Raw genomic sequence first — 15,236 nt, 5'->3', positions numbered from 1 at the left:
CGTCGCGTCGATCATCCTCCGCCTTCCATTAGAGGAGGCCACATGACACGACGCGACTTCGACCCGGCGACCGTCACACCCGACGGTCGCCCACCCGCCAAGGCGCGGCTTTTCGATGCCACGATTGACGGGCCGTACCGTGGCTCGATCAACGGCGAGACCCTTGCAACGCAGATTACGGTGCTGACCTACGGCAACGACGAGCCGGGGGTCGGGCCGGTGCTGCATATCCATCCTTACGACGAGGTGTTCGTCGTCCAGACAGGCCGCGCGCGCTTCTTTGTGGGCGACCAGACGATCGACGCCGAGGCGGGCGACACGGTGATGGCCCCCGCCGCGGTGCCGCACAGGTTCATCAACCTCGGTCCCGGACGCCTCCAGACGCTCGACATCCACCTGTCGCCGCGCTGGATCCAGACCAATCTGGAATAAGATATTCAATGGGGGTTCATTTGCCGAGGTCGTGGGTATTTCGGTGAAATCCGTGGCGCTTCTAGGCGGTGTTATCTTTCCAATTGGAGCAAACCAGCATTGTAAAGCGCAATCACGACATCCATCTGGTTGTTAGGTCTCTTCGGCTGGTCGGGGCAAGCGATGAGCCAAAGTGCCTTCTTGTCAGTGGCTAGGTGGGGATTGTCGCGAAGGACATTCGCCGCCGCTACGGCGTACTCCCCATTTCTCGATGGACTGTGTAACTTAGTGCTCGTAGCGCCGCGAATAAGATCTGCCTCACAGAGGCCGATGAATGCTCCGCGAGGGCAAGCCTTTTTCCTTGATGCCGCTTGCGTGGGGTACTCACAGATGGCGGCGTCTTTCCATGCATCGCTTGGAGAAAGATGCGCACCCGTCTCGAGTGATCTCGCTGCTCTAACCGCTACATTTCCATAACTTCCCATTTTCCGTCGCCCCCGATGTAGTTCTATTCGAGTTAACCGCGCCCGAACCCCCGGCAGTCGGCGTGGTGAGGATGACGGCCTCACCGGCCTCCAGCATCGTCTGGTCGCAGGCCTTGAGCAGTTCGACCTTTCCGTCGAGCCGGCGCACCTCGGTCGAACCGGTCTCGCCGTCGCCGCCGCCCGCGACACCGCGCGGCGGATGCTGTCGGTGGGACGACAGGATCGCGCATTCCATCCGCTCCAGGAAGCGGATCGTCCGCCTGGTGCCGTCGCCCGCATTCCACTTGCCCTTACCACCCGATCCTTCCCGGATCTGGAAATCCTCGAGAAGTACGGGGAAGCGCAGTTCCAGGATTTCCGGATCGGTCAGCCTTGAGTTGGTCATGTGGACGTGGACGCCCGACGTTCCCGCGAACCCCTTGCCGTCATTGGTCTGGCCGGCCGGGGAGCCGGAGCAGATCGTCTCGTAATACTGGTACGTCTGGTTGCCGAAGGTGAGGTTGTTCATCGTGCCTTGCGAGTTGGCGATAGCACCCATCGCGCCGAAGATCGCGTTGGTGACATGCTGCGAGGTCTCGACATTGCCGGCCACCACGGCGGCCGGATAGGACGGCCGCAGCATGCAGCCCTCTGGAATAACGATATTGATCGGCCGTAGGCAGCCGGCATTCATCGGGATGTTGTTTTCGACCATCACCCGGAACGCGTAGAGCACCGCCGCGCGCGCGACCGGCTCAGGCGCATTGAAATTGTTCTTCTGCACTGGAGACGTGCCGGTGAAGTCGACGGTGGCCTCGCGCTTTGTGCGGTCGACCGTGATCTTCACCTTGATGACCTGCCCGGTGTCGGTCGGGTATTCGTATTCCGAGCTGTCCGGCAGCCGCTCCAGCACCCGGCGCACGCTTTCGGCGGCGTTGTCCTGCACATGGCCCATATAGGCCTGCACCGTTTCCAGGCCGAAATGCGTGACCATCTTGCGCAACTCCGCCACGCCCTTCTCGTTGGCGGCGATCTGCGCCTTCAGGTCGGCGATGTTCTGGTGCGGGTTGCGGGCGGGGTAGGGGTGGTCGGTCAGAAGCGTGTGGAGCTCCGCCTCGCGGAAGCGTCCGCGCTCGACAAGGCGGAAATTGTCGAACAGCACGCCTTCCTCGTCCACGGTGGTCGCGAGCGGCGTCATCGAGCCGGGCGCGGTGCCGCCCACGTCGGCGTGGTGGCCGCGCGATGCAGCATAGAACAGGATTTCCTTGCCCGCGTCGTCGAAGACGGGCGTGACCACGGTGATGTCGGGCAGGTGCGTGCCACCATTGTAGGGCGCGTTCAGCGCGAAGACGTCGCCCGGATGGATGTCGCCCTCGTTGAGGCGGATGATCGTTTCCACCGACCGGTCCATGGAGCCCAGATGCACAGGCATGTGCGGGGCGTTGGCGACCAGTGCGCCGGTGCGGTCGAAGACGGCGCAGGAGAAATCCAGCCGTTCCTTGATGTTCACCGAATAGGCGGTGTTCTGCAGCGTCACGCCCATCTGCTCGGCGATCGACATGAACAGGTTGTTGAACACCTCGAGCATCACCGGATCGGCGGCCGTGCCAAGGGCTGCCGAACGGCGCTTCTTTTCGACACGGCGCAGCAGCACATGGTTCTTGGCCGTCACTTCCGCCTGCCAGCCCGGTTCGATCACGATGGTCTGGTGACTTTCGATCAGCAAAGCGGGGCCGGTGAGGCGGTTGCCCGGCTTGAGGTTTTCCCGCCGGTGGATGGCGGTGTCGTGCCATTCGCCCTCGAAGAAGACCTTGCGCGTATCGCCGGCTTTCAGGTCGATGTCGCGGGTTTCGGCGTCGCGCTCGTCGCGGCCGGCGCCTCGCGTGTCCACGCCTTCAAGGCTGACAGATTCCACGACCGCCGGCTTGTCGTCGTAGATGAAGCCGAACTGGGCCTTGTGGGCGGCCTCGAATGCCGCGCGGGCATCGACGATCGAGCCCGTGTCGAAGGTGACGGGCAGGGCGGTGTCGGTGCCATCGTAGCGCACCTGAAGCACCGGCTTCCAGCCGATCTTTTCAGTCGGAACACCCTGGACAGAAAGCTCCTCGGCTACCGCATCGCGCAGATGGGCGATGGTCGCCTCGATCTCTGTAAGTGAACTGTCTGCCAGCGGCGCCAGCAAGCCCTGCTGGCGCGAGGCAAAGATAGCCGAGAGACCGATGCCATAGGCCGAGAGCAGGCCGGAGAACGGGTGGATCAGCACGGCTTCCATGCCGAGTGCGTCGGCGACGAGGCAGGCATGCTGGCCGCCCGCGCCGCCGAAGCAGTTGAGCAGATATTCGGTGACGTCGTAGCCGCGCTGGACAGAGATTTTCTTGATGGCGTTGGCCATGTTCTCGACGGCGATCGTCACGAAGCCCTCGGCAACTGCTTCCGGCGCGCGGCCATCGCCTATGTCTCCTGCCATCGCCGCGAATTTCGCGCGCACGGTCTCGGTGTCCAGTGGCTGGTCCTGTTCGGGGCCGAAGATAGCCGGGAAGAAATCGGGCTGGAGCTTGCCAAGCATGACGTTGGCGTCGGTGACAGCCAGCGGGCCGCCGCGCCGGTAGCATGCCGGTCCGGGATTGGCGCCTGCCGAATCCGGACCCGTCTGGAAGCGACCCGCCTCGTAGTGCAGGACCGAGCCGCCGCCGGCGGCCACGGTGTGGATGCGCATCATCGGCGCGCGGACGCGCACGCCGGCCACCTCAGTGTCGAATGCGCGTTCATATTCGCCATCATAGTGGGCAACGTCGGTCGAGGTACCGCCCATGTCGAAGCCGATGACCTTGCCGAAACCGGCAAGCCGCGCGGTTTCAACCATGCCGACAACGCCGCCGGCCGGTCCCGACAGCAGCGCATCCTTGCCCTGAAACATGTCTGCGGCGGTAAGGCCGCCAGACGACATCATGAACATCAGGCGAGGGGAGGCTGTGCCGGTTTTGTTGCGGGAGATGCCCAGTTCGCCCGCGACCTGACGGACGTAGCGCGACAGGATTGGCGAGAGGTAGGCGTCGACTACGGCGGTGTCGCCACGGCCGACCAGCTTGACCAGCGGCGAGACGCGGTTGGAGACCGAGATCTGAGAGAATCCGGATTCTTCGCAAAGGCTTGCCGCCATTTCCTCATGCTGTGGATATTTCCATGCATGCATGAAGACGATGGCAACCGCATCAATGCCGTCGGCCTTGGCTTGGCTCACCGCGTCGCGGATATGCTCGGCGTCGAACGCCATTTCGACAGTGCCGTCGGCGCGCACGCGCTCGTCGACCTCCACCACGCGCTCGTAGAGCTGTTCGGGGAGGACGATTTCCTTGGCGAAGATGTCCGGGCGGGCCTGGTAGGCGATGCGCAGCGCATCGCGGAACCCCTTCGTGATCAGGAGCAGCACACGATCGCCCTTGCGCTCCAGGAGCGCGTTGGTGGCAACCGTCGTGCCCATCTTGATGTCGCCGATCGCATCGGAGGGAACCGGCGCATCGGCTGCGACACCAAGCAGCCTCCGGATGCCGGCGATTGCGGCGTCCTTGTAGGCTTCGGGGTTTTCCGAGAGGAGTTTAAGCGGATGGAGCTCGCCTTCGGGGTCCCTGCCGATGATGTCGGTGAAGGTGCCGCCGCGGTCGATCCAGAAGTCCCATTTGCCGGCCATTTTTCTTGTCTCCCTCTGGCGGGGTCCGACGTCCGGATACCCCAACGTCAAAACTTATTGACGATTTCTCGATAAACTGTCAACGTTGGCATCTGCCGGAGAAACGCGGCATGCTCCGGACACAGAAGTCGAAGCATTAAGATGAAAAGGGGAACGACATGAAATACCGTGCACCGCTCGCGGCTGGCCTTCTCGCCGGCGGCCTCTTCGTCACCAGCGCAGCCTTCGCGCAGACCGCCTGGGATCTGCCGACGCCCTATCCTGACGGCAATTTCCACACCCGCAACGTCATGCAGTTTGCAGAAGACGTTGGCGAAAAGACCGGCGGCGAACTCAAGATCACCGTTCATTCGAACCAGTCACTGATCGCCCATCCGGAGATCAAGACCTCAGTTCGCGACGGCATCGTGCCTGCCGGTGAACTGCTGGTATCGCGCCTTGAAAACGAAAGCCCGATCTTCGGCGTCGACTCCGTACCGTTCCTCGCGTCGAGCTACGAACTGTCGAAGAAGCTCTATGACGCGCAGCGGCCATACCTCGAAAAGCTGCTCGGCGAGCAGGGCCTGCAGCTCCTGTTCTCGGTGCCGTGGCCGCCGCAGGGCATCTTTGCCAAGAAGGAAGTGACCGCGCTCTCCGAACTCGAGGGCCTGAAGTTCCGCGCCTACAATCTCGGCACCGAGCGCGTCGCCGAACTCGCCGGCATGGTGCCGACGCAGATCGAGGCCTCCGACATTCCGACGGCGTTCGCCACCGGCCGCGTCGAGGCGATGATCACGTCGCCGTCAACGGGCGTCGATTCCAAGGCCTGGGACTTCCTGACCCACTACCACGACACGCAGGCTTGGCTGCCGCGCAACATGGTGATCGTCAACAAGGCGGCCTTCGACGCCCTGGGTGACGACGTCAAGAGCGCGGTGCTCGAGGCGGCAGCGGAAGCCGAGACACGCGGCTGGGAGATGTCGCAGACGGAGACGCAGGACAAGACGAAGGCGCTCGCCGACAACGGCGTCACCGTCGTCAATCCCTCCGACGAGCTGAAGGCCGATTTCGCCAAGATTGGCGAGACCATCACCGAGGAGTGGAAAGAGCGGGCTGGCGCCGACGGCGAAGCTCTGTTGCAGACCTACCGCGGCAACTAAGCGCTGCAATGCGGACAGCCGTTCGGGTGGCGAGGATCGCCGCCCGGATACCCGCCTCTCTCAAGGGAAAGTCCCATGCGGCGTTTTCTCGACGCACTCTATCGCGTCGCCGGCTGGGCGGCCGCGATTGCGATCTTCATGATCTTCGCCCTGGTGGCCATCCAGGTATCCGCGCGACTGCTTGATGTCGGCTTGCGACTTGTGGACCTGCAGCCGCTGGGGATCAGGGTCCCGTCCATTGCGGAAATCTGTGGCTTCCTGCTCGGCACTGCGAGCTTTCTGGCGCTCGCCCACACGCTCGTGACCGGAGGTCATATCCGCGTCGGCGTGCTGGTCAACCGGCTGGGCGGCGTTGCCCGCCACGTGGTCGAAACCTTGCTCGGCATGGCGGGGGCAGCGTTGTCGCTCTACGCGACTGTGGCGCTGGCACGGCTGACGATCAGAAGCTGGAACTTCAACGACGTGTCCTACGGCATAGTGCCGGTGCCGCTGGCGTTGCCGCAGGGCCTGATGACGGTTGGCCTTGCCGTGCTCACGATTGCGCTCGTCGATGTGACGGTGCAGGCATGGACCCGCAGGGTCTACATCCAGAGCCGGACGGAGGCCTGAGCGATGGGCGTTTTCGAACTGTCGCTGCTGCTCATCGTCGTGATGTTCGCGGCGCTGGCGCTCGGTCTGTGGATCGCGTTTTCACTGTCGCTCGTAGCCCTGGTGGCGCTGGCCTCAAAGCCTGCCATCCCGGCAGCGCAGGTAATGGCGACCTCCTTGTGGAGTTCGTCCATATCCTGGGGACCTGACGGCGCTGCCGATGTTCATCTGGATGGGCGAAATATTGTTCCGCTCGCGCCTCTCGGAGAACATGTTCGCCGGCATTTCACCCTTCGTGCGCCGCATTCCCGGCAGGCTCGCCCACGTCAACGTGCTTGGCTGCGCGGTGTTCGCGGCCGTATCGGGCTCTTCGGCGGCGACCACGGCCACGGTCGGCAAGATTTCGCTGCCGGAGCTGCAGAAGCGGGGTTACGACGACCGTCTGGCCATCGGCAGTCTTGCCGGCTCCGGTACGCTGGGGCTGCTGATCCCGCCGTCGATCATCCTGATCGTCTATGGCGCGGCAGTCGAGGAATCGATTGCACGGCTGTTCGTCGCCGGCGTCATACCGGGCCTGGTGCTGGCAACGCTGTTCATGGGCTATGTCGCTCTGTGGGCGCTTCTCAACCCTAGCAAGATGCCGCCGCCGGACGAGCGGACCTCGTGGTGGCACAAGCTTTCGGCGGTGCGCGAGCTGCTGCCCGTGGCGATGCTCATCCTTGGAGTGATCGGCTCCATCTATGGCGGGATCGCATCGCCGACCGAGGCTGCGGTTGTCGGCGTAGCGCTGAGCCTGGTGCTGGCGCGCGCGCAGGGCGCGCTCGACTGGACGCGCTTCAAGGAAGGCCTGATGGCGGCGACCGTCACCTCCTGCATGATCGCGTTCATTCTGGCTGGCGCCGACATCCTGACGACCGCGATGGGCTTTACCGGCCTGCCGCGACAGCTTGCGACCTGGATCGGCGAACTCGGCCTTTCGCCGATGATGCTGCTGGCCGCGCTGACGCTGCTGTTCATCATGCTTGGCTGTTTCCTCGACGGCATCTCCATGGTTGTGCTGACCACCGCCGTCATCATGCCGCTGGTTTCGGCGGCAGGCTTCGACCTTGTGTGGTTCGGCATCTACCTCGTCATCGTCGTCGAGATGGCGCAGATCACCCCGCCGGTCGGCTTCAATCTGTTCGTGATACAGGGGCTGACGGGCAGGGACCTGTTCGAGATAGCCCGGGCGACGCTGCCGTTCTTTCTGCTGATGGCGATCATGGTGATCATTCTCGCCATCTTCCCGGACGTGGCGCTGTGGTTGCCAAGGACCATGTTCGCAGGCTGATCATAATGGTTGGAGGAGAGCCATGACGGAGAAAACCGATTTCGGACCGATCGTCTCGTCGGCACATCTCGCCGATGGGGCGCTGCCGGCGCTCTCCGAACTCGAATTCGGCATGACGCTGGCGGGCAACGCCTTCGAGCGCTGGATGGTGCGCTGTATGACGGCGGCGGGCGAGCCGGGCCTGACCTCGATAGACGTTCAGGTGCTGCATTCGGCCAACCATCGCGGCCGGCCGAAGCGGCTCTCCGACCTCTGCATCATGCTCGGCATCGAAGACACGCACGTCGTCATCTACGCCATCAAGAAGCTGGAAAAACGCGGACTGGTCAAAAGCACGCGCTCGGGCAAGGAAAAGCTTGTCGGCGCCACGGCCAAGGGCGTGGAAGCCTGCATTCGCTATCGCTCCGTGCGGGAGGCGTTGCTGGTCGAATCCGTCAAGGGCCTGGGCCTCGATCCCAGGGCGATCTCGAATGTGGCCGCCACGCTGCGCGCTCTTTCGGGCCACTACGATCAGGCGGCGCGTACCGCCGCATCGCTTTGAGAGTGTAGCGGCCGTGCACGCATTTCTTGCCGCCGCGGCGCGTCACGGCCGGCTGGTGCTGGTGCTGGGTCTGGCAGCCGGCATTGCCTTGCCCGACCTTGCGCTTGCCATGCGGCCATGGATCGCCGGCATGATTGCCAGCCTGCTGTTTCTGGCGGCGCTGCGTGTCGGGCATCGGCAGGCGGTCGGGGCGCTGGGCGATCTCGGTGCCTCGGTCGGACTTGCAACCGTGCTTCAGGTGGTATTGCCCATCTCGGCAATCCTGCTTTTTGCAGTTCTTGGCCTGTCGGGCGCTGCGCTGGCTACATTTTTCGTTCTGATGCTGGCGGCTGCGCCGGTGACCGGCAGTCCGAACCTCGCGATCATGACCGGAAATGATCCGGCGCCCGCCCTGCGCCAGATCGTGGTGGGTACCGCGCTTCTGCCGCTCACCGTGCTTCCAGTCTTCTGGCTGTCACCGGCCTTCGGCGAGGCGCGCGCCGTGCTGACGGCTGCAGGCGGCCTGATGGCTCTGATCATCGCAGCCACCGGCGCAGCGTTCCTGCTTCGCGCGTTCTGGCTGCGCAACCCAAGTGAGAGAACCATACAGTCCATCGACGGACTGTCGGCCATCGCGATGGCTGTGGTGGTTATCGGTCTGATGTCGGCGGTCGGGCCAGCGATCCGCCAGACACCGCTGACCTTCGCGGGCGTCCTGGCGCTGGTGTGTGCGGTGAACTTTCTGCTGCAGGTTATTGCGGCCACCCTGGCGCGTCGCGCGGGCTTCGCAAGTCGCGCAGCGGCCATCGGAATCGTGGCGGGCAACCGCAACGTCGCACTTTTTCTGACGGTGCTGCCGCAGGAGACAATCGATCCGATCCTGCTCTTCATCGGCTGCTACCAGATACCGATGTATCTCACGCCCGCAATTCTTGGCCGCTTCTACCGCCGCCAATAGCCTTACAGAGAGTCACACAACGTTACGAAACCGGACGGCGGCTCACGCATTTTTGTGTCGAGTGCCCGGTCTGAATTGAGAGGGGCGAGCGCTCGATGAAGAAGGAGATTTGAAATGAAAAAGCTGATCCTCGCTTCCGCTTCCGCCATCGCTCTGATGGGTCTTGCTGCCTGCAGCGACACGGACAACACCACCACGCAGGGCCTGCCCGATCAGGAGCAGCAGGCGCCGATGGCGCAGCCCGAGCCGACCGAACCGGCTCCCGCGCCGGCTCCGACCGAATAAGTCGAAGCGCGCAGTCTCGAAGAAGGCCGGTTTCAGACCGGCCTTTTTCTTGTCCAACCGGTCCAACTTCGACTACCTGCCATCTCGTCAACGACGGCGATTCACCTTAAGAAGGCCCGGATGTCGATCTGGGCCAGGATAAGCGAATTTCTCTCGACCGTTCCGGCGAATGCGCTGTCGAACCTGATCGAGGCCGTGCGGACCGTCTTCGAGGGCGATCCCGAACTGCGCCGGCGTGTGGCCTTTTCGATCGCGATGATCGCGCTTTCGGCGAAGATGGCGAAGGCCGATGGCGTTGTCACGCAGGCCGAAGTCCGTGCCTTCCAGCAGATTTTCGAAGTGCCGCGGGAACAGGCGCGCAACGTGGCGCGGCTCTTCGATCTCGCCAAGCAGGATGTGGCCGGCTTCGAACTCTATGCGGAGCGGATGGCGCGCCTGTGCGGATCCGGCCAGCCCAATTGCGCCATGCTCGAAGACATACTCGATGGCCTCTTCCACATCGCCAAGGCTGATGGGTTCGTCCATGAGCGCGAGGTGGCGTTTCTTCAGCGCGTGGCGGAAATTTTCGAGATCGACGAGCAACATTTCGAGCGCATCCTGTCGCGGCACGCGATCCTCGGCGAAAAGGATCCGTGGCTCGTGCTGGGGCTGGAGCATGGGGCGCCCTTCGAGGAGGTGCGCGCCAGATATCGGCGCATGGTGGCGGATAACCATCCCGACAGGCTGATCGCGCGCGGGGTTCCTGAGGAATTCCTGGCGATCGCCAACAGCCGGCTTGCCGCGATCAACGGCGCCTACGAGACGATCGAGCGGAGCATGCAGCGCACATGAGCGGCTTCGCGCCTGACCATGCCGGTTCCGAGGTGCGGGTTTCGCCCAATTTCGGGCCGCGTGCTGAAGGGCGCAAGCCGGACTGCATCATCATGCACTATACCGGCATGGAGACGGGACCGGCGGCAGAGGCATGGCTTTGCGCACCGGAAAGCGAGGTTTCGTCTCACTATCTCGTCCACGAAGACGGGCGCGTCGTGCAGATGGTGCGGGAGGCGGACCGCGCCTGGCATGCCGGCAAGGGCTCCTGGCGCGGCGTGTCCGATGTGAACTCGTTTTCCATCGGGATCGAGATCGTCAATCCAGGTCCGCTGGAGGGGTTTCCGCCGTTTCCGGATCCGCAGATGGAGGCGGTTGCGGCTCTCGCCCGCGACATTTGCGCGCGATGGTCGGTTCCGCCCGAACGAATTCTGGCACATTCGGACATTGCGCCGGGCCGCAAGATCGACCCCGGCGAGCGGTTCCCCTGGGCGTGGCTCGCCGAAGAAGGCATCGGCCACTACGTCCAGCCTGCGCCGGTGCGCGGCGGGCGATTTCTGGCGATGGGCGATTCCGGAGAGCCGGTCGAGGCCTTCCAGTCGATGCTGTCGCTCTACGGTTATGGCTTGAAATCAACGGTTTGTTCGACGAGCAGACGCGACTTGCCGTTGAAGCGTTTCAGCGCCACTTCCGTCCCGCGCGGGTAGACGGCGTCGCAGATCAGTCGACCATCGAGACGCTGCACAGGCTACTGAAGGCGCTACCGGCCAGCCCGATCTGACGCAGGGTAATTAAGACTTTGCTGTAACATACTGTCACGCAAAGTGAATCGCGCGGCCATTTTTGACTCGAAGTTGGCCTGCAAATCCCCGGCTCTCCCCGCGGCCGGTGGCGCTCGATCCCGGCCGTTGATTGTAAACAGCCGCGAGCGCCCAGAAGCGGCATTTCGGAAGAACTGGAACGTATGAAGAAGATGATCTTTGCGGCGGCTGCGCTTGCAGCCGGCCTGACGACTATTGCCGCGCATGCGGAAAACCGCGACACATATCAGGAAATCATGAAGCGCGAGCAGGCGATCCGCAACGTCGACAAGACAACGACTGCTTCGATCCCCGCGGACAAGGCCCCGCGCAGCACCAAGGCCACGGTGGCGGCGAAAGCCGGGAAGGGTGGCAGCTATTCAGCGATCATCTCGAAATATGCGTCACAGCATGGCGTGCCGGTGGCGCTTGCCAATGCGGTGGTCCGCATCGAGAGCAACTATCGCCCGAACGCCCGCGGTCGCGCTGGCGAAATCGGCCTGATGCAGATCAAGCCGGCGACGGCCCGCATGATGGGCTATTCGGGCAGCGCCAAGGGTCTCTACGATCCCGAGACCAACATCCGCTACGGCATGAAGTATCTAGCAAAAGCCCATCAGCTCGGTGGCGGCGACACCTGCGGCACCATCCTGCGCTACAATGCCGGCCATGGCGCCAAGCGCATGAACAAGGTTTCCGCAGCCTATTGCGCCAAGGTCAAGCGGCAACTCGGCGGCGCGTAATCGAACCGGCCACACCTTTCGGCTTGCGTTTTGGGCGGCGGCACCTTTATACGCTCTGCCAGCCGGCCGGGCGGCCGCACCGGCAGGGACCGAAAGGTCGCAGGTGAGGAAAGTCCGGGCTCCAGGGAAACACGGTGCCGGCTAATGGCCGGCGGGGGCGACCCCAGGGAAAGTGCCACAGAAAGCAAACCGCCCCGCTCGCGGGGTAAGGGTGAAAGGGTGGGGTAAGAGCCCACCGCGCGACTGGCAACAGAAGCGGCACGGTAAACCCCACCGGGAGCAAGACCGAATAGGGGCGACGCGAAGGGCAACCTTCGGGCAGTTTCCGGCCCAGTCGTCCGGGTAGGTTGCATGAGGCGGGCGGCAACGTCCGCCCAAGACGAATGGTCGCCACGTCGCGGCGCCCTCGGGCGGCGCGGCCATACAGAACCCGGCTTACAGGCCGGCTGGCATTTCACTTCGACGCTTCGCCCTACCGGGCGGGGCGTCGGGTTGCTTCAGGTAGTCGCTATTCGGCGAGCGCGGCATCGATCGCCGCCCAGAGATCTTCCATCGGCTCGCAGCCGATGGACAACCGGACGAAGCCCGGCTCGACCGCATCGCCCCAGCGCGCACGGCGTTCGGCAGATGTGTGGACGCCGCCGAACGAGGTCGCGGGCTGGATCAGGGCGCATCCGTCGATAAAGCGTTCCGCCTGCTCCTGGGATCCCAGCGTCAGCCCGATCAGGAAACCGAAACGCTCCATCTGCGCACGGGCCAGATTGTGCGCGGGGTCGTCGGCAAGGCCGGGGAAGCGGACAGCCTTTACGGCCTTGTGCTCCAAAAGCCGGGAGGCGACCGCCTCCGCAGTGTTGCACATGCGCTCGAAACGCACATGCAGCGTTTCCAGGCCGCGATGCACCAGCCAGGCCTCGAACGGGCCGGGTATGCCTCCAGCAAGTTTTCTCCAGTCGGAAATGGCCGCCATGATATCGGCATCGCGGCTCGCCACATGGCCGAACAGCACGTCCGAATGGCCATTGGGGGCCTTTGTGTCGGCGGCCACGATTATATCTGCGCCGAGGTCCAGCGGGCGCTGGCCATAGGGCGTCATCGTGGTGTTGTCCGCCACGACCAGCGCGCCGGCTGCATGAGCGGCTTTGGCAACGGCGGCGATGTCGCAGATGTCGAGGCTGGGATTGGCGGGCGTTTCCACGAACACCAGCCGGTAGCCCTCGAACCCGCCATCGAGGAATGTCGCGGTGGGTCGTGTGTCGTAGCTGACGCCGAGCCGTGTCAGGAAACGCTCGGTCAGAACGCGCGTCGTGTAGTAGCCGTCGGAAGGCAGAAGGATCCGATCGCCGCTTTGCAGGAGCGCGAAGAAGACTGCTGCGTTGGCCGCCATGCCGGAGGGAAAGCCCAGCGCGGGCGCGTCTTCCAGATGAGACAGCATTTTTTCGACCGCATCCCACGTCGGGTTGGAGAAGCGGCCGTACTGCGCGAAGCCGGCCGGATCGCCCGGCAGGTGAAACATGCTCGCCATGGTCAATGGAAGTGCGACGGGATCGCCCTTTGCCAGTTCGGCACGGCGAAGGTGGGCGAGCTGCGCGGCGCGCGCGGAGGAGCTGTCGGTCATGTCAAAGGTTTCCAGCGGCGAGATAGGCGACCACGCTAGAGACGCGCGATGCATGACGCAAGCCACCGAAAGCCGGCGGCAAAAAGGCTCCTAACCGTTCGTTAAGCCTAACAGAGCATAAATGGCAGGTCGCATCTGCATGACTGCCGGTACATGCCCGAAAGGTGGTTTGTGCAGGCTGTTCCCGTTGACGCCCATATTGGCCCATGGTATCCCTTAAGCATAATCACGACTTCGGTTCAGTTCCGGGTGAAGTGTCCCCCAAACCGGCAGCCAGTGCGGCCCGCCGGGGTGGTTCGGCATTGCCCGGAATTGGCGGCGGGATGGGGTCAGGGAAAGCAATTCAGCGCATGCGCGAGGATACGCAGGCGGGCGCGGCAGGGACGGTAGTTTCGGGTCATGGACCGTTTTCTTTCCAGTGCCGTAAACAGGATCGACGCCAAGGGGCGGGTATCGGTGCCGGCGCATTTTCGCGCCGTGGTGCAGCGCCGCGGGTACCAGGAACTCTACGCGCTGAAGGCGCTGGATCGCCCGGCGCTGGATGTGGGCGGGCTCGATCTGCTCGATCGCTACGAGGAACGTATCGCGATGGAGGATCCGTTTCTCCAGACGGCGGACGACATGTCCTACTTCGTGCATGGCATGGCGACAGCGATTTCCTGAAGCTCGATCAGGATGGGCGCATTACGGTGACCGATTTCATTCGCGACCATACGGGCATCACCACGGAGGTGGCATTCGTGGGGCGCGGGACCTTTTTTCAGATGTGGGAGCCGTCGCAGCTTGCGGACTACGGCGCGCAGGTGCGGGAGCGGCTGATGAAATTGCGCCAGGCGGGAACGACGGGCGCAACGGGCGGGGGCCCGGAGTGATGGCGGGCCACGGCGAGGGGATTGCCGTTGGCGGACCGGTCCGCCACATTCCGGTCATGCTTGCGGAAGTGCTGGATGCGCTTCGGCCTGTTTCCGGCGAAATCTTCGTCGACGGCACTTTCGGCGCAGGCGGCTATACCAGCGCGATCCTGCAGGCTGGCGCTGATGTGATTGCGATCGATCGCGATCCCGATGCCATCAAGGCCGGCAAGGCGCTCGTGGATGAGTTTTCAGGCCGCCTGCGGCTTGTGCATGACCGCTTCTCGGAGCTCGACGCTGTGGCAGGCGAGCCGGTCGACGGCGTGGTGCTCGACATCGGCGTCTCCTCCATGCAGCTCGACGAGGCCGAGCGGGGATTTTCCTTCCGGGGTGACGGGCCGCTCGACATGCGCATGGCACAGCAGGGGCCGAGTGCCGCCGACGTGGTCAATCGCTTCAAGGTGGGCGACCTGGCGCGCATCATCGGAATGCTCGGCGAGGAACGTCACGCGGGCCGTGTCGCGCGGATGATCGAAAAGCGTCGCGCCGTTCGTCCCTTCGAGCGCACCCGCGACCTCGCGGATGCGATCGAGGGCGCGCTCGGCAACAATCCGAAGGACAAGATCCACCCTGCGACGCGCACGTTCCAGGGCCTGCGCATCTTCGTAAACGACGAACTGGGCGAACTCGCCCGTGCGCTCTTTGCAGCCGAGCGCGCACTCAAGCCCGGCGGGCGGCTGGTCGTTGTCACCTTTCATTCTCTTGAAGACCGGATCGTGAAGAAGTTCATCACCGACCGTGCCGGTCAGGCGGCAGGGTCGCGACACATGCCGGCCGTCGAAATCAAGGCGGCGACGTTCGACAAGGCAGGCAAGGTGGTTGCCGCCAGCGATGCCGAGGCGCGCGAAAATCCACGTGCCCGTTCCGCCAAACTTCGGGCCGCCGTGCGCACCGATGCGCCGGCCCGCGCCGCAGATCTGTCGCTTTTCGGGCTGCCTGCGCTGCCCGCACTCTCTCCCGTCGTGGAAAGGTAA

14 protein-coding genes, 1 other RNA gene and 2 pseudogenes are annotated in these 15,236 nt (G+C 63.8%); 14 read left to right on the top strand and 3 right to left on the bottom strand.

The window, feature by feature from the left end:
- Positions 1-42: 42 nt before the first annotated feature.
- On the top strand, positions 43-432 hold the full coding sequence (locus tag HK436_RS18845) for a cupin domain-containing protein (RefSeq protein WP_173192203.1): 390 nt from the start codon (positions 43-45) through the stop codon (positions 430-432).
- 71 nt (positions 433-503) lie between these two features.
- Here HK436_RS18845 and HK436_RS33620 read toward each other — a convergent pair whose 3' ends face one another.
- Positions 504-896, bottom strand: coding sequence for a DUF6979 family protein (locus HK436_RS33620; protein WP_376769176.1), 393 nt, complete (start codon positions 894-896; stop codon positions 504-506).
- Complete coding sequence (locus tag HK436_RS18840; protein WP_173192201.1) at positions 868-4,563, bottom strand: hydantoinase B/oxoprolinase family protein; 3,696 nt, start codon at positions 4,561-4,563, stop codon at positions 868-870. Before HK436_RS18840 ends, HK436_RS33620 begins: the two co-directional genes overlap by 29 nt.
- Positions 4,564-4,721: 158 nt before the next feature.
- Between HK436_RS18840 and HK436_RS18835 the strand changes: the two genes are divergently transcribed.
- The 11 genes and pseudogenes from HK436_RS18835 to rnpB all read left to right on the top strand — a co-directional run bounded on the left by HK436_RS18835 (position 4,722) and on the right by rnpB (position 12,190).
- Positions 4,722-5,702, top strand: coding sequence for a TRAP transporter substrate-binding protein (locus HK436_RS18835; RefSeq protein WP_173192199.1), 981 nt, complete (start codon positions 4,722-4,724; stop codon positions 5,700-5,702).
- Between the two features lie 75 nt (positions 5,703-5,777).
- Positions 5,778-6,311, top strand: coding sequence for a TRAP transporter small permease (locus tag HK436_RS18830; RefSeq protein ID WP_173192197.1), 534 nt, complete (start codon positions 5,778-5,780; stop codon positions 6,309-6,311).
- 3 nt (positions 6,312-6,314) lie between these two features.
- Positions 6,315-7,620, top strand: a pseudogene (locus HK436_RS18825) (TRAP transporter large permease).
- A gap of 22 nt (positions 7,621-7,642) precedes the next feature.
- On the top strand, positions 7,643-8,161 hold the full coding sequence (locus HK436_RS18820; RefSeq protein ID WP_173192195.1) for a winged helix DNA-binding protein: 519 nt from the start codon (positions 7,643-7,645) through the stop codon (positions 8,159-8,161).
- 13 nt (positions 8,162-8,174) lie between these two features.
- Positions 8,175-9,098: a hypothetical protein gene (locus HK436_RS18815; protein WP_173192193.1), complete on the top strand. Its 924-nt coding sequence runs from the start codon at positions 8,175-8,177 to the stop codon at positions 9,096-9,098.
- Positions 9,099-9,212: 114 nt separating this feature from the next.
- Positions 9,213-9,383 carry a hypothetical protein gene (locus HK436_RS18810; protein WP_173192191.1) on the top strand — a complete coding sequence of 57 codons (171 nt, stop codon included), beginning with the start codon at positions 9,213-9,215 and terminating at the stop codon, positions 9,381-9,383.
- A 120-nt stretch (positions 9,384-9,503) separates the two neighbouring features.
- Positions 9,504-10,214: a J domain-containing protein gene (locus HK436_RS18805; RefSeq protein WP_173192189.1), complete on the top strand. Its 711-nt coding sequence runs from the start codon at positions 9,504-9,506 to the stop codon at positions 10,212-10,214.
- Positions 10,211-10,900 (top strand): N-acetylmuramoyl-L-alanine amidase, encoded by a 690-nt coding sequence (locus HK436_RS18800; protein ID WP_512770957.1) that lies wholly within the window; start codon positions 10,211-10,213, stop codon positions 10,898-10,900. The genes HK436_RS18805 and HK436_RS18800 overlap by 4 nt, the downstream gene beginning before the upstream one ends.
- Complete coding sequence (locus tag HK436_RS34110) at positions 10,834-10,974, top strand: peptidoglycan-binding domain-containing protein (protein WP_512770956.1); 141 nt, start codon at positions 10,834-10,836, stop codon at positions 10,972-10,974. Before HK436_RS18800 ends, HK436_RS34110 begins: the two co-directional genes overlap by 67 nt.
- A 183-nt stretch (positions 10,975-11,157) precedes the next feature.
- Positions 11,158-11,736: a lytic transglycosylase domain-containing protein gene (locus HK436_RS18795; protein ID WP_173192187.1), complete on the top strand. Its 579-nt coding sequence runs from the start codon at positions 11,158-11,160 to the stop codon at positions 11,734-11,736.
- 58 nt (positions 11,737-11,794) lie between these two features.
- An RNA gene (rnpB, locus tag HK436_RS18790) (RNase P RNA component class A) lies at positions 11,795-12,190 on the top strand.
- 54 nt (positions 12,191-12,244) lie between these two features.
- On the opposite strand, the gene HK436_RS18785 is transcribed toward rnpB, so the two are convergent.
- Positions 12,245-13,351 (bottom strand): cystathionine gamma-lyase, encoded by a 1,107-nt coding sequence (locus HK436_RS18785; RefSeq protein ID WP_173192185.1) that lies wholly within the window; start codon positions 13,349-13,351, stop codon positions 12,245-12,247.
- Between the two features lie 399 nt (positions 13,352-13,750).
- Here HK436_RS18785 and mraZ point away from each other — a divergent pair.
- Both mraZ and rsmH read left to right on the top strand, forming a co-directional pair.
- Positions 13,751-14,223: pseudogene (gene mraZ / locus HK436_RS18780) on the top strand (division/cell wall cluster transcriptional repressor MraZ).
- A complete protein-coding gene (gene rsmH / locus HK436_RS18775) occupies positions 14,223-15,236 on the top strand; it encodes a 16S rRNA (cytosine(1402)-N(4))-methyltransferase RsmH (protein WP_194248547.1) in 1,014 nt (337 codons plus the stop codon). Before mraZ ends, rsmH begins: the two are co-directional and overlap by 1 nt.

Origin of the sequence: Neoaquamicrobium sediminum, assembly GCF_013240295.1 — a bacterium.
Taxonomy (GTDB): Bacteria; Pseudomonadota; Alphaproteobacteria; order Rhizobiales; family Rhizobiaceae; genus Aerobium; species Aerobium sediminum.
The sequence above is the reverse complement of the archived record's forward strand: the minus strand, read 5'-3'. Positions and strand labels throughout refer to the sequence as shown.